General features: G+C 60.3%; 20 protein-coding genes and 4 tRNA genes. 11 read left to right on the forward strand and 13 right to left on the reverse strand.

Going from position 1 to position 22,602, the window contains the following annotated elements; all coding sequences use genetic code 11:
• Positions 1-7: 7 nt before the first annotated feature.
• From PXH66_RS04095 to PXH66_RS04105, 3 genes are all read left to right on the forward strand, one after another.
• A complete protein-coding gene (locus PXH66_RS04095) occupies positions 8-652 on the forward strand; it encodes an OmpH/Skp family outer membrane protein (RefSeq protein ID WP_330932235.1) in 645 nt (214 codons plus the stop codon).
• Between the two features lie 116 nt (positions 653-768).
• The gene (lpxD, locus tag PXH66_RS04100) at positions 769-1,824 is read left to right on the forward strand and encodes a UDP-3-O-(3-hydroxymyristoyl)glucosamine N-acyltransferase (RefSeq protein WP_330931223.1); all 1,056 of its coding nucleotides are present in this window, start codon (positions 769-771) and stop codon (positions 1,822-1,824) included.
• A gap of 23 nt (positions 1,825-1,847) precedes the next feature.
• Positions 1,848-2,801, forward strand: a complete 954-nt coding sequence (locus tag PXH66_RS04105) for a ribose-phosphate diphosphokinase (RefSeq protein ID WP_330931224.1) — start codon at positions 1,848-1,850, stop codon at positions 2,799-2,801.
• A 225-nt stretch (positions 2,802-3,026) separates the two neighbouring features.
• Here PXH66_RS04105 and pyrE read toward each other — a convergent pair whose 3' ends face one another.
• Positions 3,027-3,596, reverse strand: coding sequence for an orotate phosphoribosyltransferase (gene pyrE / locus PXH66_RS04110; protein WP_330931225.1), 570 nt, complete (start codon positions 3,594-3,596; stop codon positions 3,027-3,029).
• A 78-nt stretch (positions 3,597-3,674) separates the two neighbouring features.
• Between pyrE and PXH66_RS04115 the strand changes: the two genes are divergently transcribed.
• Positions 3,675-4,526 (forward strand): MBL fold metallo-hydrolase, encoded by an 852-nt coding sequence (locus PXH66_RS04115; RefSeq protein ID WP_330931226.1) that lies wholly within the window; start codon positions 3,675-3,677, stop codon positions 4,524-4,526.
• Positions 4,527-4,586: 60 nt separating this feature from the next.
• On the opposite strand, the gene PXH66_RS04120 is transcribed toward PXH66_RS04115, so the two are convergent.
• The 11 genes from PXH66_RS04120 to PXH66_RS04170 form a co-directional block, all read right to left on the reverse strand.
• A tRNA-Pro gene (locus tag PXH66_RS04120) sits at positions 4,587-4,663 on the reverse strand.
• A 318-nt stretch (positions 4,664-4,981) separates the two neighbouring features.
• Positions 4,982-5,515 (reverse strand): hypothetical protein, encoded by a 534-nt coding sequence (locus tag PXH66_RS04125; RefSeq protein ID WP_330931227.1) that lies wholly within the window; start codon positions 5,513-5,515, stop codon positions 4,982-4,984.
• 25 nt (positions 5,516-5,540) lie between these two features.
• Positions 5,541-6,071, reverse strand: coding sequence for a hypothetical protein (locus PXH66_RS04130; protein WP_330931228.1), 531 nt, complete (start codon positions 6,069-6,071; stop codon positions 5,541-5,543).
• 24 nt (positions 6,072-6,095) lie between these two features.
• A complete protein-coding gene (locus tag PXH66_RS04135; RefSeq protein WP_330931229.1) occupies positions 6,096-7,466 on the reverse strand; it encodes a tetratricopeptide repeat protein in 1,371 nt (456 codons plus the stop codon).
• A gap of 3 nt (positions 7,467-7,469) precedes the next feature.
• A complete protein-coding gene (locus PXH66_RS04140; RefSeq protein WP_330931230.1) occupies positions 7,470-8,138 on the reverse strand; it encodes an energy transducer TonB in 669 nt (222 codons plus the stop codon).
• 18 nt (positions 8,139-8,156) lie between these two features.
• Positions 8,157-8,597: an ExbD/TolR family protein gene (locus tag PXH66_RS04145; RefSeq protein WP_330931231.1), complete on the reverse strand. Its 441-nt coding sequence runs from the start codon at positions 8,595-8,597 to the stop codon at positions 8,157-8,159.
• A 38-nt stretch (positions 8,598-8,635) separates the two neighbouring features.
• Complete coding sequence (locus PXH66_RS04150) at positions 8,636-9,067, reverse strand: ExbD/TolR family protein (RefSeq protein ID WP_330931232.1); 432 nt, start codon at positions 9,065-9,067, stop codon at positions 8,636-8,638.
• Between the two features lie 40 nt (positions 9,068-9,107).
• Positions 9,108-9,743, reverse strand: coding sequence for a MotA/TolQ/ExbB proton channel family protein (locus tag PXH66_RS04155; protein WP_330931233.1), 636 nt, complete (start codon positions 9,741-9,743; stop codon positions 9,108-9,110).
• 334 nt (positions 9,744-10,077) lie between these two features.
• Positions 10,078-10,151 (reverse strand) — tRNA-Gln (locus tag PXH66_RS04160).
• 32 nt (positions 10,152-10,183) lie between these two features.
• Positions 10,184-10,259, reverse strand: a tRNA-Thr gene (locus tag PXH66_RS04165).
• Positions 10,260-10,405: 146 nt separating this feature from the next.
• Positions 10,406-10,480, reverse strand: a tRNA-Lys gene (locus PXH66_RS04170).
• A gap of 280 nt (positions 10,481-10,760) precedes the next feature.
• Here PXH66_RS04170 and PXH66_RS04175 point away from each other — a divergent pair.
• The gene (locus PXH66_RS04175; protein ID WP_330931234.1) at positions 10,761-12,767 is read left to right on the forward strand and encodes an ATP-binding protein; all 2,007 of its coding nucleotides are present in this window, start codon (positions 10,761-10,763) and stop codon (positions 12,765-12,767) included.
• Here the strand turns inward: PXH66_RS04175 and PXH66_RS04180 are convergent.
• The gene (locus tag PXH66_RS04180; RefSeq protein WP_330931235.1) at positions 12,708-13,370 is read right to left on the reverse strand and encodes a response regulator transcription factor; all 663 of its coding nucleotides are present in this window, start codon (positions 13,368-13,370) and stop codon (positions 12,708-12,710) included. The two genes, PXH66_RS04175 and PXH66_RS04180, sit on opposite strands and share 60 nt — an antisense overlap.
• Positions 13,371-13,538: 168 nt before the next feature.
• On the opposite strand from PXH66_RS04180, the gene PXH66_RS04185 reads away from it, so the two are divergent.
• The 6 genes from PXH66_RS04185 (at position 13,539) to pheT (ending at position 22,594) form a co-directional block, all read left to right on the forward strand.
• Positions 13,539-16,346 carry a TonB-dependent receptor domain-containing protein gene (locus PXH66_RS04185; RefSeq protein WP_330931236.1) on the forward strand — a complete coding sequence of 936 codons (2,808 nt, stop codon included), beginning with the start codon at positions 13,539-13,541 and terminating at the stop codon, positions 16,344-16,346.
• A 92-nt stretch (positions 16,347-16,438) separates the two neighbouring features.
• Positions 16,439-18,112: a gamma-glutamyltransferase family protein gene (locus PXH66_RS04190; RefSeq protein WP_330931237.1), complete on the forward strand. Its 1,674-nt coding sequence runs from the start codon at positions 16,439-16,441 to the stop codon at positions 18,110-18,112.
• Positions 18,113-18,197: 85 nt separating this feature from the next.
• A complete protein-coding gene (gene rpmI / locus PXH66_RS04195) occupies positions 18,198-18,392 on the forward strand; it encodes a 50S ribosomal protein L35 (RefSeq protein WP_330931238.1) in 195 nt (64 codons plus the stop codon).
• Between the two features lie 87 nt (positions 18,393-18,479).
• The gene (gene rplT, locus PXH66_RS04200) at positions 18,480-18,863 is read left to right on the forward strand and encodes a 50S ribosomal protein L20 (RefSeq protein ID WP_330931239.1); all 384 of its coding nucleotides are present in this window, start codon (positions 18,480-18,482) and stop codon (positions 18,861-18,863) included.
• 100 nt (positions 18,864-18,963) lie between these two features.
• Positions 18,964-20,007: a phenylalanine--tRNA ligase subunit alpha gene (gene pheS, locus PXH66_RS04205; RefSeq protein ID WP_330931240.1), complete on the forward strand. Its 1,044-nt coding sequence runs from the start codon at positions 18,964-18,966 to the stop codon at positions 20,005-20,007.
• A gap of 133 nt (positions 20,008-20,140) precedes the next feature.
• Positions 20,141-22,594 (forward strand): phenylalanine--tRNA ligase subunit beta, encoded by a 2,454-nt coding sequence (gene pheT / locus PXH66_RS04210; protein WP_330931241.1) that lies wholly within the window; start codon positions 20,141-20,143, stop codon positions 22,592-22,594.
• Positions 22,595-22,602 lie beyond the last annotated feature (8 nt).

Genomic DNA, 22,602 nt, shown 5'->3' on the forward strand with positions numbered 1-22,602 from the left:
TTCTATAATGATGAAGAACTCCCTGAAAACCCTGTGCGTGCTCGTGGCCTTCGCTGCGGCGGCTTCGGCCGGCTTCGCTCAAGCACCCAAGATTGCAATTGTCGATATGGCTCGCCTCTTCGACAGCCACTACAAGACGGCGGAAAAGAACGTCGTCTTCCAGAGCGAGCAAGAGCGCGTGAAGGCCGAAATCAATCGTCTCAATGGCGAAGGACTCGCTCTGCAGGAAGAGGCTCAAAGCATTGCCGAACAACTCAACAATCCGGTGCTCTCGGAAGACGCCAAAGTCAAAATCCAGGAAGATGCCCGGGCCAAGGTCGCCCAACTGCAGCAAAAGCAAGGCGAGATGAACGCGCTCGTGCAAAACAGCAGCGAGTCGCTCAAAAAGCGCGTGATGAACTTCCGCAGCTTGCTCATGGACGAAATCGGCAAAGTGGCCGTGGAAGTCGCCAAGCGCCAAGGTGCTACGCTCCTCATGGACAAGTCCGGTCCGTCGCTCCTCGGCATGCCGGCCGTGCTCTACTACGAGCCCTCCCTGGAGATCACCGACGCCGTCCTGGCTGAGATCAACAAGACCCGTCCGGCGGGCACCCCGGCCGCCACCACCACCGGCGAAGAGCCTACCGTCAGCTTCCCGGCCGCCGGTAACTAAATCTCTCCCGTCGATTGATTTATTTTTCGACCCTGCTCATCCGAGCAGGGTCTTTTTGTGTCCGGAATCCACTGGCGCATTGCTTCAGCCATTGACCCGCGTTCAAGGTCTCCCCGATGCAGATCTCGTTTCGTTTGGATGAACTCGTGGCGATGGTGTCGCCGGTGGAGGTTCGCGGCGCTTATGCGGGGACGATTGGACGGATCGCGGCTTTGGACGACGCGGAGGTCGGATCGTTGTCATTCCTGGGCAATTCCAAGTATCGCTCCTCCGTCGCCACGTCGCGGGCTTCCGTGATCTTGGTTCCGACCGATTACGTAGGGGAGCCGGGACCGGATCAATGCCACCTCGTCGTGGCGCAACCTTCGGTCGCACTGGCGTTGGTGTGTGCCCGTATCGAGCACTCGCTTTGGCCCCGACCGACGCCCGGGGTGCATCCCTCGGCGGTGGTGGCTCCGGACGCGACCATTTCATCCTCCGCCACGGTGGGTCCGCTCTGTGTCATCGAGTCGGGAGCTCACGTCGGAGATCGGAGCCACCTGCAGGCCCAGGTTTTTGTGGGTCGAAACGCGCGGGTGGGGGGCGACTGCTGGTTGGCACCCTCCAGCTACGTCGCCACGGAATGCGAGTTGGGCGATCGGGTTCGCGTTCATGCGGGCACCGTCATCGGGTCCGACGGATTCGGCTATGAGTTCGTTGACGGCCAACATGCCAAGGTGCCGCAGGTGGGCACGGTGGTGGTGGAGGCCGACGTCGAAATCGGCGCCAACTGCACCATCGATCGAGCGCGGTTTAATCGCACGGTCATCGGCCAAGGCACCAAATTGGATAATCAGGTGCAGATCGGGCACAACGTGGTGGTGGGACGGCACTGCATCCTCTGCGGCATGGTCGGGGTATCCGGGAGCACCACGATCGGTGATTACGCGGTCATTGGTGGCCAGGCGGGCCTTGCGGGTCACTTGACCGTGGGCAAGGGCGCCAAGATTGGCGGTCAGGCGGCCGTGACGTCCGACATCGATCCGGGGATATTCGTCAATGGCAGCCCGGCGCTCCCGTATCAGTTGGAACGCCGGTTGTTGGTCTTGAATCGTCGGCTGCCGGACCTGTTCAAAAAGGTCGAATCCCTGGCCGCTCAAATCGACGAGTTAAAAAAGGCTTCCGACTTGTAGGCTTGTCGGCACGATGTCGCTCGATGACCGCGCCTCGTCTCAAGATTTTCTCCGGAAACGCAAACCGGCCTCTGGCTGAAGAAATTTGTAAGGCGATTGGAGTGCCGCTGGGGGAGGCAACCGTGACTAAATTCCCCGACGGGGAATCGTTTGTGAAGATCAACGAAAACATCCGCGGGCAGGATGTTTTCATCATGCAGTCGACCTGCACGCCGACGAATCACCATCTCATGGAGCTGTTGATCATGATCGATGCCGCGCGTCGGGCCTCGGCCAATCGCATCACGGCCGTCATTCCCTTTTACGGCTACGCCCGGCAGGACCGCAAAGATCAGCCCCGGGTGCCCATCACCGCCAAATTGGTGGCCAACTTGATCGTGGCAGCGGGGGCGACCCGCATTCTGACCATGGATCTGCACTCGCAGCAGATTCAGGGCTTCTTCGACATTCCGGTGGATCACCTGTTTGCGTCGCCCGTGTTTTTCGAGCACGTGGAGAAGATCGGCATGCGCGACAAAAATCTCGTCGTGGTTTCCCCGGATGTCGGGGGCATGAAAATGGCCGCCGCCTATGCCACGCTCATGGGGTCGGCATTGGGCATGGTGTGGAAGAAGCGCACGAGCGCCACGACGGTGGAATCGGTGAACGTCGTGGGCGATGTCGACGGCAAGGATGTCCTGCTGGTGGATGATATCACCGAGACGGCTGGCACCCTGATCAATGCCGCCAAGGTCATGCGCGCCCATGGCGCCTTGAGCGTGCGGGCAGCGGTGAGCCACGCGTTGCTGAGCCCGATCGCCTACGACCGGCTGAAAGGCGGAGAAATCGACGAGCTCATCACGACCAATACCATTCCGGTCGATCCCCGGGGATTGCCGATCACGGTGTTAAGCGTGGCCGGCCTCTTGGGCGAAGCGATCCTGCGCATTCACAACAACGAAAGCGTGACCGGTCTCTTCAAGGTCAAGGGGTTCTAGTCGACAGTCACACTGGAGTATTCGTGGAGTCAGCGTCGGAACGACCAACGATCCTGTAAGTTGTCGTAGCGCAGGGTAGGGTGTTCGCTTGCGAATACCGCAGCGTGATGGATGCGGTCGTCGCAAGCAACGACCCTACACCTATCCGAACTCTTAGGCGTTACACACTACCAAGCCGGAACGAGGCATCGTGCTCGCTGGTGCTGCCCCCGGCGATGTTACCCGTCAACTGCCCGGCTTTTCGACCGGCAGCGCGGCGAGTTCGGCGGGAAGTTGCTCCGCCGCGTAGGTGGGGAAACTGAGTTCGAGCAGCGAAATCGCCGGCACGTCGAATCGGGAAGATCCGGCGCTGCGATCGACCAGCATGGCCGCTCCCACGGGTTCCGCGCCGGCCGCCCGCAACAGGGCCAGCGCTTCGTTTACGCGGCCGCCCCGGGTGACGACATCCTCGACGACCAATACTTTTTCCCCGGGCGAGAATTTAAACCCGCGCCGGATCTCCAATTTGTCGTTCACCTTCTCGGCGAAAACGTAACGTGAGTCGGTTTGACGAGCGACTTCCTGGCCAATCACCAGACCACCCATGGCGGGGGCCAGCACCGTGGTGAATTCGAGATTCTGGAGGCGAGGTATCAGCAGTTCCGTGAGACGAGTCACGGCGGCCATGTTCTGGCACACCTGAGCGCATTGAAAGAAGTGACCGCTGTGCAGCCCGGAACGCAGCACGAAATGGCCGCGAAGGAGTGCTTTGGTGCGCGTGAAGATATCGAGAACTTCCTGCTGGGTGTCGTCCATGAGGGTTACGGTGATTGAGCCCAAGATTGACGCCAAAACATTTTTGCTCCGCGCGGCCAACATGTGCAGGTTGGACGTATGGTCATTGAACGAGCACCTTTGGAGGACGAGTTGGGCGATGTTCTCGACAAAGCCATACGTCGTTCCGGTCTCAATGAACACGAGGTGGCCGAGCAAACCTCGATCCCGGTCGAGCGACTCCAAGCGGTCATCGATTACACGGAGCGACTGAATCCGGGTGAAGTCGCCAAACTGGCGAAGTTGCTTGAACTCAACCCGGTCGGTCTGGCGGCGGTGGCGAGTGAGAATTACCCGCTGCCTGAAATCAGCGGTTTGCCGTTTTGTCTTTATCCGCTGCGGATGCCTCACGGCATCGGCGTGGCCAACGCCTATCTGGTGGCCGATTGCTGCGAGGACTGGGGGATTCTGTTCGATTGTGGCGTGGGGGCCGAAGGGCTCTGGCGCAATTGGCCGGCCAAAATCAAACGCATCGCGGCCGTCTTCATCACGCACTACGAGACGGAGCACTGCGGAGGATTATCGGCGATACGATCACGATTTCCCGCGGCCCCGATTTTTGGTCCGGCGGTGGACAACAAGCCGTCCGGGGTCATTTCGGTGGATGACGGGGCGGTGATCCGCGAGCAGGGCTTTGCCGTCACCGTGCGCTCATGTCCGGGGCATTCGGAGGGACATCACTGCTACGAGGTCGGGGTGGCGGAAGCGCCGACCGGTCGGCGCTTACTGGTGTCGGGCGATCTGTTGTTCGCTGGATCGGTGGGGGGCGCCTATTTTTGCCGTCGTCGTCTGGCCGCGAGTTTGCAGCAGGTGTTCGCGCACAGCGCAAACGATACGGTGGTGGCTCCCGGACATGGTCCTCTGACCACGATAGCCAACGAACGCGCCTACAACCCGTTTGTGGGCACCTGAAACTCTCTGGCGGCTAGAAACAAAAAACCTGTGATCGCGGAAATCACAGGTTCTTGAAAATGGTCGGGGTGAGAGGATTCGAACCTCCGGCCTCTACGTCCCGAACGTAGCGCTCTACCAGGCTAAGCTACACCCCGATGGTGTGGGTTTGTTCTTCAGAAAAAGGACCGATAAAATTCCGAACCTGCAGGGCAGGGCGGCGGCCGTCGAATTCGGGTTCGGTGGCTATTTTAAGGCGGTCCGGTGACGGTGCTGAAAGAACGATCGATTCCGAGAGGAAAGGAAGAGGTCAGAGATTCGCTTCTATTGGATGTCGATCAAGGAGAATCTTGAATCTTTGTCGGTTGAATTGTCGAAGGCCTGGCTTCAACTCGCCTGACGTTCCGGGTGGTTCGGGCCCAAAAAACCCCGCAGCGAACTGCGGGGTTGGTAGATTGGCGAAGCGAACGCGTGCCTTAGCGGCGTCCCGGGGCCGGCGCGGCGGGCATCTTGGTGAGCGAGCTTTCCGCGGCGCGTTTGGAAACCATTTCGGTCATCCGTTGCACTTGCAGTTCGGCGTTGCGCTTGGCGATACGAGCGAGCTCGACGTCTTTGCGGAGATTGAACGCTTCACTGGCGACTTTTTCACGCTCACCGCGGATTTCGAGGAGTTGAATCTCGAGATCCTGGGCCTCGGCGGAGAACTTGTCGGCTTCCGCCTTATACTTGGCGGTGGAATCGGCGATCTGTTGGCCGACCGCTTCCCACTTCTCGCGACGCTCCGCGATCTTGCGGGCTTCATCGGCTTCACGTTCGGCGGTGCGACGCGCGGCGTCTTCCTTGGCTTGGCGCTCGGCTTCGGCCTTTTCGGCGGCCTCGGCATCGGCGATCGCTTTCAATTCAGCGGCTTCGTGTTCGACTCGGATGGCGTCCTTCTTGGTGAAGTCGCTGTAGATGAAGCCGAAGATGGCCATCATGATGACCGGGACGATGATGTAGAACTTGTTCATGGCTTAGTTATCCAGAAGAGCGTTGTTATTTGGCGGCGGCGGCGGCGGCGGCAGCAGCGGCGGCAGCGGCATCGGCTTCGTTAATGCGTTGGAGCACGGATTGGAGGCTCTTCACGTTGGCGTTGGCGGCAGTGACATACGTGCCGAGGAATTCCTTTTCGCTCACGAGGGCCTTTTTATCTTCCTCGATGGCGGCGATTTCCTTCTTCACGGCGTCGATGTCCTGTTTGAGGCGTTCGACTTGCGCGGAGAACTTGTTGCGATCGGTGCGGGCCACATCGTTGGCATCGCTGGCCGCTTGGCGCGCTTCTTTTTCGGCCAGTTCTTTGGCTTCTTTTTCAGCACGTTCGGCTTTGCGAGCTTCGTTGAGGGCCAAGGCGGCCTTGATGGCTTCTTCCCGCTCAGCGGCCTCTTGTTTGAGTTCCGCGATGCGCTTTTCTTTCACGGCTTGTTCGGCGGCGGCTTCTTTCGCTTCGTATTCCTTGGCAAAGCCCACGTAGTAAAAAACGAAGACAGCGAGCATGATTGCCGGAGCGAGGATGTAGACTTTTTTCATGAAAAGTGAGGGTATAAAGGGAGATTAAATGGTGGCTTCCAATGCTTCTTGGCGTTCGGTGATCGCATTCTTAATGGCTTCGTGGAGCCGGTCCGCGTTGGCCGTGCCCGCGTTTTTAGCGGCCTCGGCAAAGGGAAGGGCTTCTTCGTATTTCTTCAACTCATAGCCCATGTAGGCGATGAACATTTGCACGGCGGGGACATTTTCCACGCCGCCTTTTTCCAAGGCACTTTTGCCGTGGCTGTAGGCGTCGGACATTTTGTCCAAGCTGTAGTAAATGTTGGCGATTTTGAATTCAAGATCACCGGCATCGGGGAAGCGCGCGGCGGTTTGCTTGAGCACATCGATGGCTTTAAGCTCCTTGTGAACCTGTTGGTAGGAGGAGGCGAGGTATTCCCAGTTTTGCTTGGTGGATTCGATGTTGCCTTCGGCGAGGCCCTTTTCGAGGAGCTCAATCGCTTGGTCAAACTGGCGGATGTTCATCATGATGCCGACCAAGTTGAAGTGATCGCGCGGACCGGTGAGAATCCCCAGCTTTTGAGCGCGTTCGATGGTGACGATGGTGCGCACGTTCCATTCGAGCGCCGCATCGGAATCCTTGGCATTGTTCGCGAGGTTCAGGTAGGTCGCCTGCAGTTGCTGCCAATACTGCTTGCTGGTCGGGTTGAGTGTGACGAGCAGTTCGAGCAATTCAGCGGCTTCCTGATTTTTCTCCTCCTGTTGGAGGGCGGCGAGAATCAGGACGTAGAAGGTTTCCCGCGGCTTGATGGAGAGGGTGAGGCCTTCCTGCGCGAGCTCCTTGGCTTCGTTCAACAACTTCTTGTTGGTGTTGTTGGGATCGATGGTCGCCTGCGTGTAGATCATGGTCGCGGCATACGACATGGATTCCACGGTGGGCTTATCGTTGTTCGCCAAGTATTCCTTGATGGTGCTGTAAGCCTTACCGAGGTATTCGTCGCGCAGCTTGGTGTCTTTCGTGGAAGTCGCTTCCTGAAAGTAGAGCTGGGAGAGAATCTGGGAAAACTCGAGATACTGGCGTTTCTCGATGAAGTCGTAGGCCTTGCCCAAGCGAAGGGCGGTTTCCATCGGTGCGATGGCTTCCGCGTATTTTTCCTGGGTCAGCAGGATCTGAACCTTGATCTGATTAAGAACGGTGCGGTCGTAACTCTCGGGCTTTACGGTGGTGAGCAAGTTGTTCACCAAGGCGAGAGCCGGTTCGTATTGTTTGGCTTCGGTGTATTCCCGAAGTTTGCCACCCAGTTCTTCCGATACTTTGTCAGAAATTTCCTTTTTGGGGGCATCCTGAGCGGAGGAGACAAATGGGGTGAGGACGGTGAGCGTGACGATCAGCCCACCGAGGCGCAGAAATCGGCGCGAGTGAAAGGGGACAGACATGATTTATTCGTCAGTAATGTTGAAAACGATGGGAACTTGCATGCGGGTGTTGACCGCACGTCCGTCTTTTTTACCGGGGCGGAAACGCCACTTGGAGACGGCCTGGATGGCTGCTTGCTCGAATTCGCGGTGCGAGGATTTTACGGAGTAGGCTTCACGAACATTGCCGCGGGCATCGACAATGAAGCCGACGACCACTTGTCCGGTGATACCGGCCCGGCGCATCTCAAACGGATAGTTTGGTTTGGCTTGGAAACGGGGGGTGGGCTGTTGATCGAGGTTCTTCAGATCAAACAGGTCCTTCATGCCCTGACCGATGGCGCGAGTGGCGCTGGTCTTGGGAATGGAAACGATTCCCGTGGGGCGTTCGAGTCCGGGAGGGGGAGGAGGCTGCAGTTTCTGCACGAACGGCGTCTCGACATTGACCGACGGGACGTCGGCCTGCATGGGCGGGGCGAATTCGATTTCCTCGGGGGGAGCGTCATCGGTGGATTCGATAATTTCTTCCGGTTCTGGTTCGAGGGGAGGCATTTCCATCAATTCGATGGTAAATTCCTCTTCGACCACGGCGGCTTGCACGACTTCCTTTTCGGGGAAGAGGCGGTCACCGAATAGGAATCCGGCGTGAAGGCTGACGGAGACGAGAAGTCCGATAATAAGGTCGCGAGTCATGGGACAGATTTCCTGGGTTTAGCGACCGGTGGGACGGTAGACGGTCTCGAACGATACCTGTTTGATACCGGCGTCACGCACCGCGTCCAAGATCTTGATGGTTTCGCCGTATTTGGCGAGGTCGTCAGACGTCAACAAGACGCGAGGGTTGGGCTCTTCCACGTATTTGGAGAGACGGTATTTCACTTCCGCCATCGTGATCAGTTCCTGATTCCAGTAGTAGTTGCCACTGTCGGATACTTGCAACGTGATCGGCTTGTCGTCGTCGTTTTGATTCGGACGGGGCGGAACCGCCTGGGGAAGGTTGATCGGAATCGATTGGATGCGATTCAGGGAGAGCGTGAAGAGAACGAAAGTCGCGAGGAGGAAAAAGATAACGTCAATGAGAGGGATGATCTCAATGCGCGCTTCTTTCGCGTGTTCCTCGGTTAATTTCTGAGTTTTGCCACCACCGGCCATATTGTGGAATCGTTTAGATTAGAGTTTTCTTAGAGAAATTATGACTGCGGGGTGACCCGGGTCTCGATTTCTACTTTGGTGATACCGGCTTTGCGGACTTCATCGAACACGTAGCGTGCCTGGCTGAAAAACGCGGATTGATCGCCATTGATGAGGATGCGGGCGTCGCTGCCCATAACCTGATGGTAGGCTTGAAGCCGATCGATGAAGTCATCGAGGGAGATGAGGTCCTTGTCCCACGCGAGGGTGCCTTCGGCGGTGACGCTGATGGTCACTGAACCGGCCGGATCACGCGCAGCACTGGTGCTGGTGTTCGGCAACGAAACGGGGACGCCCCCGGATTTGTTCAATGAGAGCGTGAACAGAACGAAGGTCGCGAGCAGGAAGAAGATAACGTCAATGAGAGGAATAATCTCAATGCGCGCCTTCTTGGTGCCGTCGGCGTTGGTGCCGCCTCCTGAGCTTGCCATTAGATGGTGGAGCTAGAGTTAGAGAGTGCGAACACCACGTTTAGACCTTGGCGTCGGACGTCTCGGACTTGCTGAGGATGAGTTCGAGGGCGTTGGAGGCGTCGGAGACGTCGTGCTTCGCCTGAGCGATCTTCGAGTTCATGTAGTTGAACGGGAACAGACCGAAAATGGCGATGGCGAGACCGCAAGCCGTGGCGATGAGGGCTTCACCCACACCACCGGTGATGGCGCCGGCGTTGGCGCCGATGTCGCCGCCGGAACCGAGAGCGGCGAAGGTCGCCATCATGCCGGTAACGGTGCCGAGCAGACCAACGTAAGGCGCGGCGGTCACGATCGTGTCGAGCGTGGGCATGCCTTGGTTGAAGCGTTGCATCTCCTGGTTGGTGGCGCGAGCGAAGGCATTGGCCATCGACGTGTCGCGGTGGGTCAGGGAGTAAACGAGGATGCGGGCGATGAAGTCCTTCGACTTGCGGCCCACGGCGATCGCACCGTCAAAATCGGACGCTTCAACGCGTTCGAGCATCTTTTCCACGGACTCGCGGTCACGGTGGGCGGCTTCACGAGCGGTGAAGATCACGCGTTCGATAACCACGGTGACGATCACAAACGAGAGGAGGATGATCGGCCACATGATGTATCCACCATGTTTAAAGAACTCCATAGGAGAAAGGCCCATGAGGAAAGCGAACGTAAGCGATGTCGAGGTCATGTTATCTGATTGGTATTAAGGAGAAGTGTAGGGTTGAAAAAGGGAGTTAGATTGAAGCGCGGCGCATGGGGGGGCAAGGCTTCAAGCAAGGCAATCGGAAACGTTATATCGTTTGGATGCGCGAAGGGTTGACCCGGACTCGTCGCGCAGCAAGCGCGATGCCGAAGAGCAAGCAAAGGAGTAGGTAATTTTGTTACAGGTGACTGACACAAATGAAGGATGAGACGTTTTTCTCTCACCAAGCGCTGTCAACGACCTTCGGCGACGATTGTCGAGGATCGTTAAGTAACGATCCCATGACTGGCTGCCCGGCTAGGGCTCGAACCTAGACAAGCAGAGTCAGAGTCTGCTGTGCTACCATTACACCACCAGGCAGTGGTTAAAGTCATGACTTTCAGAGTGAAAAGTGGAGCCGGCGACGGGAATCGAACCTGCAACCGCCTGTTTACAAAACAGGTGCTCTGCCAATTGAGCTACACCGGCAAAAAGGAGCACTGATCGAACCCTTTGACCGCCGGAAGCGATCAAATCTGAAGGAATCGTGATATGACAGGAAAGGTGGAAAAGAACTTCCTGCCCGAGGGTGGGTGACCGTCCTTCAACGGCCCCAAGCAAGAAAATGAGTAAATTGGTGGCCCCCCTCGGACTCGAACCGAGAACCAATTGATTAAGAGTCAACTGCTCTACCATTGAGCTAGGGAGCCATGCAATGGAACGCTGAATAGCTCATCTCCGCCCAGCCCTTGTCAACCAACTTTTGCTGACAGATTAACTCAACTGCGATCGAGTCCCATCACGGCAGACTTCTGGCACGATTCGCGCCGTTTCGCTTCAATCGCCCCCGCCTCACTCTGGCTCATGAACTGGATTTACCTCCGCCTCCTGCACCCATCTTGGTTGGTTCGGTTATGGCCCACCCGCGGTGACCCACCCAGAGAACGGCTTATCCGTCGGTTCATCACCACGGTTCGCTGGTGGTTGGGGATGAGTTGTGCAACCGGATTCTCGCTGGCGCAGGTTCCGGAACCGGGGAGCGCCCCGCCGGGTTTTGCCGTGCTGTTGTCCCAAGCCAAACGGCTGGAGGCCCATGACTCCAAACAGGCTCTGGTGCTGGCCCGGGCGGCGATGGCGCAAGCCCCGACCGCAAAGGAGCGTCTTGAGGCCGAGTTGGTGGCTTCCTCGGCGTTGCGTCGTCTGGGGGATTATGCGGAGGCGATGACCGTCGTGCGGGCCGGACTGGCCGCAGCGGAACATGTCGCTGACGATGCGTTGCTGGGAGAGTTCCTCTACCTGAAGGGGCGGCTGGAATGGAGTCTGGCGGATTACCCTTCCTCGATCGAAACGCACTTGCAGCAGTTGGCGGTCGCACAGTCGACCGGAGATGCCCGGCTCATTTCCAAAGCGCACACGGGTTTGGGACTGACGATGGAGAGTTTTGGCGAGACGGCGGAGGCGGCGAGACACCTGGAGGAAGCACTTGCATGGGCGGAGCGAGCGGGAGAGGTGCGGCAGTTGGCCATCGCCCACAACAGTTTGGGCAACCATTTCCTTGGCACACAGGATGTCGCGCAAGCTACCGTGCATCACGAACGTGCCCTCGACTTGCGACGGCAGTTGGGGAGCACGCGGGGCATCGCCGACTCTTTGAACAACCTGGCTCTCATTGACCACGCCCGGGGCAACTCGGCCGCCGCCCTCGTGCGCATGGACGAGGCCCGGGCGATCTATGAACGCCTCGACCTGAAGCGCTATGTGGCCAATGTGCATCGGCGTATCGGCAGCATCCTGCGCGAGACGGGTGATTTTGAAGCAGCCTTGCGCCATCTTCAGGCGGGACTGGAGGCGGGATCGTCGCTCGGCAGCGCCGAAGTGTTGGCCAACCTCTACGAGGAACTCGCCCGCACGCACGAAGCGCTGGCCGACTGGCCGGAAGCACTGCGCTTCGAAAGGTTGCGGGCCGAGGCCACGGAAAGCGCGCGATCCGTGGAGGCCCGACAACGGGTGGCGGAACTCAACGCCCGCTACGAAACGGAACGGCGGGAGCACGAAATTGACCTGTTGCGCCGGGATCAGGCGTTGCAGGCGGCGGAGCTACGCCGTCGCCGACTGGTCACCGCGGCGATGGCGGCCGGCTTGGGTGTGCTGGCGGTGATGCTGGTCGGGGCGGTTTGGTTGCAACGGGTGCGACTCCGGCAGGAACGGCGGGTGAGAGCTGCCACGGAGGATGCCCGGGATCGGGCCGAAGAGGCGGAAGCCTTGAAATCCCGACTCTTGCGCATCGCTTCACACGATTTGAAAGCCCCATTGGCGACATTGCGGGCGACGGCCACCCGGATCGAGGACGATGCTCCGTCCGACTCCGTCGCGCGGCGCCTGGCCGCGAGCATGCGCGTCGATGCCACGCGCATGGACCTCTTGGTGCATGATTTGTTGGATTCCGTTTCGATCGAGGGGCAGGCCTTTACGCTGCATCCCGCCGACTTTGATCTGGCGTCGCTTTGCGCGGAGGCGGTCGAGCATCTCCAAACGGTGGCGCTCACGAAACAACAGGCCTTGCGCGTGGAAATATCTCCCGATTTGCCGCTCGTGCGGGGCGATCGCGAACGGGTATGGCAGATCCTCAACAATTTGTTGAGCAACGCCCTGAAGTTTACGCCTTGGGGCGGGCACATCGAACTGCGGGTGTTGACGCAGACACAGTGGATCTCGATCGAGATCGAAGACGACGGCCCCGGTTTGTCTCCCGGCGACATGGCACGGGTCTTCGGACCCTACGCCCGTTTGTCGGCTGAACCCACGGGCGGCGAACACTCGACCGGGCTCGGCCTCCACATTGCGCGCGAGCTGGTCTCCCTTCATCGGGGTCGATTGGAAATCGAGTCGCAGCCCGGCCAAGGGGCAATTTTTCGCGTGCTGTTGCCGCGGGCGAATTCAGCCGAGGCCGCGCAGGAGGCACCAGCGGACGAGGGTGGGGATGTCGTGCAGACCTAGCCGCGCCAGAATGCGCGCACGGTGTTTTTCCACCGTGCGGGTGCTCAATCCCAACCGAGAGCCGATTTCCTTGGAAGCCAGTCCGCGCGCGACCAGGCGCACAACTTCTCGTTCGCGTTCACTCAACACCGAGGCGGGAGCGGCGGGCACCGCGGGCTCGTCGCCGAGCCGGGGGGCGGGAGGGCGAACCGAAGCGGAGAAAAACATGCCGCCGTCGAGCAGGCGTTGCACCGCTCGCTCCAATTGTTCGATGGGGGAGTGTTTGTCGACGAAGCCCGCGACGCCGAGCTGGACGAGGTCCGCCGGCAGGCCGGCGTCGGGGTGGGCGGTCACGGCCAGAATGCGTGTATTCACATCTTGGCGACGGAGCTCGCGCACGATGTCGCGGCCGTCCATGTCGTGCAGATAAAGATCCACGATGAGCAGGTCGGGGGGCGTGTCGCAACAGGCGGCGATGCCGTCCCGACCCAGTGCGTAACCCTCGAAGATCAGCGGTTGGTAGCGGCGTTGCAGGGTGTCCTGCACCAGTTCGCGAAAGGTCGCCGAGTCGTCCACCATCACGAAGCGGCGCGGGGCGGGCGAAAGGCGTGAAGAGGGGCTCATGTCACGCCCGCTTTGACGCGCGGCGGGCCGGGAGGCAAGTCCGCTCGCGCCGCCTGGCGTTACGTAGCTTCACGCCATGGTCGGGGCGACGAAACTGCTGTAGTATCAGGTGGAACCTCCGTCGAATATCGGCGAATCCTTTGCTCAAACCCAATACCTGAACAAGCAATGAACTTCACAGTGAACTCGCAGCGCGTGCGCTTGGCCGTGCTGGGCGGACTTTTCGCCCCTCTGGTTTTCGCCCAGACCGCCCCCTCGGACGAGGTGCTTAAGTTGGACGCATTTACCGTCACCGGCTCCAACCTCTCCCGCGCCCTCGAGGAGGCGTCCGTGCCGATGAGCACGTTTTCGCCGGTCGACATCGAGGCGCTCGGCGCCAGCACGATCGCCGATATCGTGGCGGCCCTGCCGTTTTCGCAGAACATCGGCTTCAATGAAACTTCGACGGGCCCCAACGACGCCCGCGGCGACGTTGCCACCATCAACCTGCGCAATCTCGGCACGGGCCGGACCTTGGTGTTGCTCAACGGTCGACGGATGTCGGCCCACGGGGTGACGCCGGGCACGCCGCCGATCCAATTCGTCAACCTCAACTCCATCCCGGTGGCCGCCGTCAGCCAGATCGACATCCTGCGCGACGGTGCCTCGGCCATTTATGGTTCCGATGCGATCGGCGGCGTGATGAACACTCGCCTGCGTCGGGACTTCACCGGAGTCGAATTGAGCGTCAAAGGCATGTGGGGTGACCCGGCGCCCAACGACTACACGGTCGATCTTTCCGGAGGTTTCGCCTCGGGAGACGACCGCACTCACCTCGGGATATTCTTATCCTACTTCAAACGCGAACACCTCGCTGCGGCGGATCGCCCTTACGCGGCGGATGCCGACAAACGACTGATTGTCGACGAACCCTTCGCCTCCAACAGCCGCTTTAATCGCATGTCGTCTTCGGGGCCCGAGGGGCGTTTCACCGCCCAAACGGATTCCGGCGCCACCGTCGGCGTGCCGGGGGTGACCCCGACTTCTGGCTCGGCCCGCGGCCGGTTTTATGTGGATCCCGAAACGGGTCAGCTCAGCTCGGGCACCGGTCCCAGCGCGTTTTACGATTTCCAGGAGGACGGCTGGTTGTTGCCGGATACCGAGCGCCTTTCCTTGTTCACGACCATCGACCACGAGGTCAGCGAGGTGATGGATCTGTTTGCGGAATTGTCCTTCTACCAAGCCGACTCGCACGGCCAGACCGCCGCCACGCCGATCTCCTCCGGCACCGATGGCGTCGTCGTGCCCAAGACCAACTACTACAATCCTGTGGGCTCGCGTTTCTACGGCCCGGGCACGGCGAATCCGTCGGGCACACCGCGCGATGTGCTCATTCGCAACTACCGTCCCACGGAGATTGGGCCCCGCACCTATGACACCTCGCTGGAAAGTTACCGCGGCGTCGTCGGATTACGCGGTCGCATCGCGAGTGGTTGGGACTGGGAGACCGCGGTCCTGCACATGACCGGCAAGACCGATCAGGTGAACAACAACTACATGTCGCAGAGCCTGCTGGAGGCCCAACTCGCTCTCGACACGCCCGACGCCTTCAATCCGTTCGGAGGCGCCAACGCCAATTCACCGGCTCAGTATGAAAACTTCGTCATCGACATCTGGGATCGCGGCACCGGCACGGTCACGAGTTGGGACGGCAAGATTTCCGGCGACATGGTGGATCTTCCGGCCGGGCCCATGGCCACGGTGATGGGCGTCGAAGTGCGCAACGAGAGCATGAAGCAGGTCAATGATCCCTTCGGACTCGCCGACGATGTCATCGCGCAATCCGAGCAAATCGACATCAACGCCAGCCGACGCATGTATGGTTTTTACACCGAATCACTGTTGCCGCTCGTGAGTGAGTCCAACCGTGCGTCCGGCGTGCACAGTTTGGATCTGCGCGTCGCCGCCCGTTACGAAAACTACGAGGATTTCGATGCTCTCAAGCCCGCCGCCGCGTTGTCCTGGCGCATCTACGAAGGGCTCATGATTCGTGCTTCCTACAACGAGGGATTTCGTGCTCCCAGTGTCGCCGAGCTTTATCAACCGCAGCGCGCCCGGCGCAATGACGGGCTCATCGACGGGGCCCGCACCGGTGAAGAAGACGCCGAAGGCACGGTCACCAAACGAGTCGTGACCGGCGGCAACCCCACGCTGCAGCCCGAGGAGTCACAGTCCTACAATATCGGCTTCGTGCTGGATGTTCCCAAGGTGGAGGGGCTCTCGCTCTCGATGGATGTTTTCCAAATCGAATCCACCGACCGTATCGACAATCCCGATGCCCAGGACGAGTTGGACATGGATGAAATGCGGTGGCTCGCCAACGGCGGCAGCAATCCCCGCGTGCTGCGCGAGGCCCGGACCGCCGCCGATGTGGCGGCGGGGATTCCCGGTCGCTTGATCGAAATCCAGGGCACCTACTACAACCTGCAGTCGCGCACCATTGAAGGCGTCGACGCGTCGCTCGTCTGGGTGATGCCCGCGACTTCCATCGGCCGGTTCACGTTCAAGGCTGAAGGCACCTACACCTCCAAACTCGAGGACATCGATCGGGACGGCAACGTTTCGAACCCGATCCGCCAGGGCGGCAATCCCCGCACCAAGGGACTGATATCCGCTTCGTGGCGCCGGGGCGACTGGTCCGCGTATCTGAGTGGTAAATACATCAGCGACTACGAGAACAGCTCGACCTACGATACGACCGACGCCAACGGCGACGTGCAGAAAATCATTCTCGACGCGCAATGGATCGCCAACGCTTCGGTGGGTTACCGTTTTGGCGAGGGTTCGATGCTGCACGGCACGTCGGTGCGGGTGGGCGTCAACAACCTTCTCGACGAGGCTCCACCGCTCTACCTGTCGGCTTCCGACGGATACGACTCCAGCTATCACGATGCCAAGGGCCGCCAGTGGTTCGTGCAGCTCACCCACAAGTTCTAGTTTATCTTGATCGTTGCCACCGGCTCGGGGTGGCCCGGACAGTTGGGCTCCACCGACCGGCGGGACCCAGCTCCCGCGCCCAGCGAAATATCATGAAAATTCCCCGGTTGTTTCCCCTCATTCTCACCTGGGTCGGTGCCACGCTGTCGGCCGTGCCACCGGTGGTTGACGTGATCCCGGTCACCGGTCGACAGGCCATGGTCGTGGCGGGGCATCCCGAAGCCACGGCCATCGGTGTCGAGGTGTTGCGGGCAGGCGGCAACGCGGCGGACGCGGCGATCGCCGTGTCATTGGCGTTGGGCGTGGCGGAACCCTATGGCTCCGGTTTGGGCGGGAAGTTGATGCTGCTCTATCACCACGCGGCCACGGGACAGACGTATGTGGTGGATGCGATGGATGCCGCCCCGGTCGATCTTGATGAAACCGCCGCCCGGCAATGGACCGCAGCGGAACGCACGCGGGGATACACCGCGGTGGCCGTGCCGGGCTTGCCCGCCGGACTGGCCGAGGTGCATGCCCGCTGGGCCACGCGCGAGTGGGGGAGTTTGGTGGAACCGGCCCGGGCATTGGCGGAACGCGGGTTTCGGATCGAACCCAAAACCCGCACCTTGTTTGAAGAGCGACGGGATCGTCTCGAGGGGGACCCGGAGCTGGCGTCCCTCTTTTTGCCCGGAGGCGATGTGCCGGCAATCGGCACGCGATTGCCCAATCCCGACCTCGCACGCAGTTTGGCCTGGTTGGCGGAAGACGGTCCGCATTCGTTTTATGAGGGCCGACTTGGCCGAAAAATCGCCGATGGCGTGAGTGGGCAGGGTGGGTTTTCCCGTGCAGCTTTGGCAGCCTATGCCCCCCGCATTACCGGAGCGGTCCCGCTTGATTTCGCCGGTTACCAACTGCTCAGCAGTCCGCCGCCTTCGACGGGCGCGGCTATGTTTTTCCCGGTGCTCAAGGTATTGGAACCTCTGTTGGATACCTCACGCCCCCTGCGGTCGGCGTATAATCTCGATCTGATTGCTCGCGCTTGGGGACGCGTTCAGCCCCGCATTTACGCCGAAATCGCCGATCGGCCCGACGCGATGGACCGGTTTGCGGAGCTTTTAGATGAGTCCTATATCGCTGAACAGCAGGCTTGGTTGCAGTCCGAGCCGGCGCATCTCCCGGCTCCGGCGCTGGAAGATGCCAACGCCTCGACCACCCATTTCGTGGTGGTCGACCGGGAGGGAAACGTGGTGACCGCCACGCAGTCCCTCAGCCTGCATTTTGGTTCGGGGCGGGTCGCGCCCGGCACTGGCATCGTGCTCAACAACAGCATGAGCAACTTTGCCTATCGCGAGTCCGATAGTCCCAATTTCGTGGCGGCCGGCCAACGCCCGCGCAGCACCATTTGCCCGACCCTGATCCTCGGCCCCGACGGCACGATTATCGCGCTCGGACTGCCCGGAGGCTCCCGCATACCCACGGCGATGCTCCAGGTGGTGCTCGATCGGGTATTGTGGCAGCGCACGCTGGACGCGGCGATCGGCGACGTCAGGGTTCACATCAACCCCGCTTGGCGCAATGGCGATGTCGACGAGATCGTTCTCGAAACGGGCCTGAGTGCCGCCACGCGGCAGACTCTGACCGCGGCGGGCTGGACCGTGAAGGAGGAAGAGGACGCCGGGACGGGGCTCTATTTTGGCGGGATCAATGCGATTGAGATCGCGCCTGACGGCACCGTGACCGGATACGCCGATCCGCGCCGAACCAACTTCGCCGCAGGCTTTTAGCGCGACCGGGTGGGGTTCTCGTGAACTCCGCCAAAAATCCCCTTGCCATAGGCGGGCCCGCTCTCTGTGTTCTGCCGTTCTCTCCATGCAAAAGACGAAGAAATCCATCGCCAAGCGCTTCAAATTGTCCGCCAAAGGCAAGTTGATGCGCCGCACACCCGGCTTCCGTCACTTGATGGCCACCAAAAGCTCCAAGCAAAAACGTCGCGCGTCGCAAGACAAGCAAGTGCCTGCTGGCCGAGCTGCCAACCTCAAGCGCGGACTTCCGCACGGTCTCTAAGACCGGACGCAGCCAACCAACCGCAATTCGCCCGGCGGGTGAATCCTAACGAGACGACCCGCCAGCGCCCAACACACCATATAAAACATGCCTCGTGCCACTAATGCTCCCGCCGCGCTCAAGCGCCGCAAAAAGGTCCTCAACCACGCGAAGGGTTACTACGCGCGTAAGTCGAAGCTCTATCGCTATGCGAAAGACGCCGTCGATCACGCCTGGCAACACGCCTACCGCGACCGCAAGAAGAAGAAGACGCTCGCCCGTCAGCTCTGGATCGTTCGCCTCAACGCGTCCGTCCGGGCCCAAGGCATGAGCTACTCCCGCTTCGTCGAGGGTCTCCACGCCGCCAACATCGACCTGGACCGCAAGGTGCTGGCCGATCTCGCCGTCCGCGACGAAGTCGCTTTTAACGCCGTGGTCAAACAAGCCCAGGACGCGTTGAAGGCCAAGGTCGCTGCCGCCGCGCAGGCCTGATCCATTCCATCGCGAGCCCGGGGGGCTCGTCTCCATTGATTTCCCGGAGGACGGGTCCCGCACGTCGGGGCGCCGTCCTCTTTTATTTTCCCTTACCCGCATGCAAGACCAACTTTCCGCTCTCGTCGCTCAAGCCGAGACCGAACTTTCCGCGCTGGCCAGTCGACCCGACTTCGAGGCGGCCAAAGCCCGCTACGTCGGCCCCAAAGGTGAGCTCACCGGGCTCATGAAACAAATGGGCGGCGTGCCCAAGGAGGAGCGCCCGGCCATGGGCAAGCTCATCAATGAAACCAAAACGGCGCTCCAGGCATTGCTCGACACGGCGCTGACCCGGATCGAGGCCGCCGAGATCGCGGCGCAGCTCGGACCGGCGATTGATCCCAGTTTGCCCTCGCCCGATCCGTTGCCCGGCACGCGTCATCCGCTGACGCTGGTCCGCGAGGAAATTTGCGGCATCCTTAAAAAAGTGGGCTTCACCGTGGTCGAAGGTCCCGAGGTGGAGACCGAGTATTACTGTTTCGACGCGCTCAACACCCCGGCCGATCACCCCGCCCGCGACGCACAGGACACGTTCTACCTGCCGACTGATGCGGCTTTTACCAACATCGCGAAGAAGATTCCCGGGGAAAAGTATCTGCTGCGCACCCACACGTCGTCGGTGCAGATCCGCACCATGTTGAAAGGCAAACCGCCCATTCGCATCGTTTCGCCCGGTCGGGTGTATCGTCGCGATACGGTCGACGCCACGCACTCGGCCAACTTTCACCAACTCGAAGGACTTTACGTCGATAAAAACGTCACGGTTTCGGACCTGAAGGCGCTGCTCGACTACGTGCTCAAATCGCTGCTCGGCTCCGATACCAAGGTGCGTTTTCGCCCGCATTACTTCGGTTACACCGAGCCGAGTTTCGAGGTCGATCTCTCGGCCAAGCACCTGCCCAAAGTCAACAAGGAGTGGGTCGAGATCATGGGTTGCGGCATGGTCGATCCGGCGGTGTTTGACGACGTCGGTTACGACTCCACCGTGTGGAGCGGCTACGCCTTCGGCATGGGCATCGAACGCATCGCCATGATGATGTATGGCATCGATGACATTCGCTACTTCTACCAAAACGACCTCCGCTTTCTCCGCCAATTCGCCTGAGCGGCGACCCTATTTTTAACCGCAGATGGACCCAAATGAACACGGATCAATCCGAGCGACTCCGACGTTACCGTGCGTAGTGGTAGTGAAGCTGTTCGTGTCCATTCGTGGTTAACTCTTCTTTCCTTTTCCTGTGAAAATTTCCAAATCCTGGCTCCAAGACTACGTCGACCTCAATGGCCTGACCGATGAGCAGATCTCCGAGGCCATCACATTCCTTGGCTTCGAAGTCGAAGGCATCGAGCACACGGGCGCGCCGCAGATGACGAATGTCGTCGTCGGAGAAGTCCTGACCCGTGATCAACACCCCAACGCCGACCGGCTATCGATTTGTGCGGTGGCCGTGGGCGAGGCCAACGGCGGCACCAAGCGCATCGTTTGCGGAGCGCAGAATTACCAAGTGGGCGACCGTGTGCCGGTCGCCCTCATCGGTGCCGTGTTGCCCGGGGACTTCAAAATCAAGCCGTCGAAAATTCGCGGCGAAGCGTCCGAGGGCATGATGTGTTCGGGCAAGGAACTGCAGATCGGCGACGATCATTCCGGCCTGATGATCCTGACCGATCGTCCGGAGATCGGCACCCCCATCAACGACGCGCTTCCGGCCGGCGATGTGGTGTTCGATATCGAGATCACGCCCAATCGCCCCGACTGCCAGAGCCACCTCGGTGTCGCCCGTGAGCTGGCCGCATGGTTCCGCCTCGAACTGCGTTATCCGTCGACCGATTTGCCCGCGGCGACGACGGCTCGTCCGGACCTGTTGAAATCGCTTCGCGTGGACGCACCCGAGGATTGCCCGCTTTATACCGCCACCGCGATCACTGGAGTGAAGGTCGGACCCTCACCGGCGTGGATGCAGCAGCGACTTACTGCGATCGGGATTCGTCCCATCAACAACCTCGTCGATATCGGCAACTACGTGATGCTCGAATACGGGCAGCCGATGCACGCCTTCGATGCCCGCAAACTGGCCGGTCAATCCATCGTGGTGCGGCGGGCGACCGAGGGCGAAACGCTGGTCACGCTCGACGAAAAAGAGCGGACGCTGACCCCCGACATGCTCGTGATCGCCGACGTCGAAAAGTCGATCGTCGTTGCCGGTATCATGGGCGGAGAAAATTCCGGGGTCGCGGATGACACGACCGACCTCGTGCTCGAAGTCGCGGCGTTCCGTCGTCAATCCGTGCGCGCCACCTCGCGTCAACTCGGCCTGAGCTCCGACTCCTCCTACCGTTTCGAGCGCGGCATCGATGTTCATTCGATTCCCGAGGCCACCCGCCGTGCGCTCGCGTTGGTGGTGAAATATGCGGGCGGCCAAATCTGCGGCGAAACCCTCCGCGTGGGCAGTGATGTGCCGTGGGAACGCGAGATCACCGTCGCACCGTCGTGGGTGAATGCCCGCCTCGGTTTTGAGATTTCGGACGACGATCAACGCAGCGCCCTCGAAGCCCTCGATTTGTTGATTGTGCGTGAGGATGAGGACGATGCCGGGGTCAATTGGACCGTGCGCATTCCCAGCTGGCGCACCGACTTGGATCGCCCGATCGACTTGGTCGAAGAGATTCTGCGCGTGCACGGCACCGCCAAGATTCCGGCCGTGACGGTCACGGGCCCCGGCCTGCTGATGGAGGACAATCCGGTGGCGCAATACAACCGCGCCGCGAGTGCGTATCTTATTGGCCAGAACTTCAACGAGTGCGTGACTTACACCCTGCGCTCGAAGGTCGATGTCACTTCGTGGATCGGCGCGGATGCAACGGATCCACTCGGTCTCGCCAATCCCTTCGTCGAAGATCAGTCGCACCTGCGTCCGTCGCTCATCGGTGGTCTGCTCGATTCCCTGCGGCTTAACCAAGCGCGTGGCAATGCGGTCACGGGATTCTTCGAAACCGGCCGCGTCTTCATCCCGAATGACAAAGGCGTGCAGGAATGTGCCGCCGTCGGATTCATCATCGCCGAAAACGCGACCGCCGCCTGGACCAAGCGTGAGCCCGCCGATTTCTACACCGCCAAACGCATGGTGGAGACGTTGGCCAATCAAGCAGGCGTCGACCTCTCGCGTCAGCCGCACCTCGCGACTGACGATGCGGCCGCGACCGGATGGCAAGCCGGTCAGCACACCCTGCAAGGGAACATGGCTTACGGCTGGACCGCCCGCTATGGTTTACTCGATCTCACCCATCTCAAGGCGCTCGATGTCTCCGGCAAGGTCTACGCCGGAGTCTTTGCGATTCTGCCGGAACGTTTGGGCAAAGGCGGCAAGCGCAGCCGATTCCAACCGTTCAGTTCGCAGCCCGCTGCGCTGCGTGATGTGGCGGTTGTCGTCGACGAAACCGAAGCGGCGGGCGACGTGTTGAAATCCCTCACGAAGCTCGCCCGCAGTGCGACCGGCAAAGGTTTCGAACTCGAGGCGGTCAACCTCTTCGATGTGTATCAAGGCAAGGGCCTGCCGGAGGGAAAGAAGAGCCTAGCGTTCTCGCTCTCATTCCGCGCCCCGGATCGCACGCTCAAGGACGACGAGGTGAACAAGACCTTCGCCACCGTGCTCGAACAAATCGCCGCCAAAACCGCCTACCAAGTTCGTTCGTAAATCGCGAA

The sequence above is a fragment of the Synoicihabitans lomoniglobus genome (assembly GCF_029023725.1).
GTDB lineage: Bacteria > Verrucomicrobiota > Verrucomicrobiia > Opitutales > Opitutaceae > Actomonas > Actomonas lomonigloba.

Bases quoted from the DNA above. Each gene is read 5' to 3' on its own strand.
- PXH66_RS04115 (WP_330931226.1), top strand. From the start codon at position 3,675: ATGGTCATTGAACGAGCACCTTTGGAGGACGAGTTGGGCGATGTTCTC.
- PXH66_RS04140 (WP_330931230.1), bottom strand. From the start codon at position 8,138: ATGACTCGCGACCTTATTATCGGACTTCTCGTCTCCGTCAGCCTTCAC.
- rpmI (WP_330931238.1), top strand. From the start codon at position 18,198: ATGCAAAAGACGAAGAAATCCATCGCCAAGCGCTTCAAATTGTCCGCC.
- PXH66_RS04190 (WP_330931237.1), top strand. From the start codon at position 16,439: ATGAAAATTCCCCGGTTGTTTCCCCTCATTCTCACCTGGGTCGGTGCC.
- PXH66_RS04185 (WP_330931236.1), top strand. From the start codon at position 13,539: ATGAACTTCACAGTGAACTCGCAGCGCGTGCGCTTGGCCGTGCTGGGC.
- PXH66_RS04105 (WP_330931224.1), top strand. From the start codon at position 1,848: ATGACCGCGCCTCGTCTCAAGATTTTCTCCGGAAACGCAAACCGGCCT.
- PXH66_RS04175 (WP_330931234.1), top strand. From the start codon at position 10,761: ATGAGTTGTGCAACCGGATTCTCGCTGGCGCAGGTTCCGGAACCGGGG.
- PXH66_RS04135 (WP_330931229.1), bottom strand. From the start codon at position 7,466: ATGTCTGTCCCCTTTCACTCGCGCCGATTTCTGCGCCTCGGTGGGCTG.
- PXH66_RS04095 (WP_330932235.1), top strand. From the start codon at position 8: ATGATGAAGAACTCCCTGAAAACCCTGTGCGTGCTCGTGGCCTTCGCT.
- PXH66_RS04180 (WP_330931235.1), bottom strand. From the start codon at position 13,370: ATGAGCCCCTCTTCACGCCTTTCGCCCGCCCCGCGCCGCTTCGTGATG.
- PXH66_RS04155 (WP_330931233.1), bottom strand. From the start codon at position 9,743: ATGGGCCTTTCTCCTATGGAGTTCTTTAAACATGGTGGATACATCATG.
- PXH66_RS04125 (WP_330931227.1), bottom strand. From the start codon at position 5,515: ATGAACAAGTTCTACATCATCGTCCCGGTCATCATGATGGCCATCTTC.
- pyrE (WP_330931225.1), bottom strand. From the start codon at position 3,596: ATGGACGACACCCAGCAGGAAGTTCTCGATATCTTCACGCGCACCAAA.
- lpxD (WP_330931223.1), top strand. From the start codon at position 769: ATGCAGATCTCGTTTCGTTTGGATGAACTCGTGGCGATGGTGTCGCCG.
- rplT (WP_330931239.1), top strand. From the start codon at position 18,480: ATGCCTCGTGCCACTAATGCTCCCGCCGCGCTCAAGCGCCGCAAAAAG.
- pheS (WP_330931240.1), top strand. From the start codon at position 18,964: ATGCAAGACCAACTTTCCGCTCTCGTCGCTCAAGCCGAGACCGAACTT.
- PXH66_RS04150 (WP_330931232.1), bottom strand. From the start codon at position 9,067: ATGGCAAGCTCAGGAGGCGGCACCAACGCCGACGGCACCAAGAAGGCG.
- PXH66_RS04145 (WP_330931231.1), bottom strand. From the start codon at position 8,597: ATGGCCGGTGGTGGCAAAACTCAGAAATTAACCGAGGAACACGCGAAA.
- PXH66_RS04130 (WP_330931228.1), bottom strand. From the start codon at position 6,071: ATGAAAAAAGTCTACATCCTCGCTCCGGCAATCATGCTCGCTGTCTTC.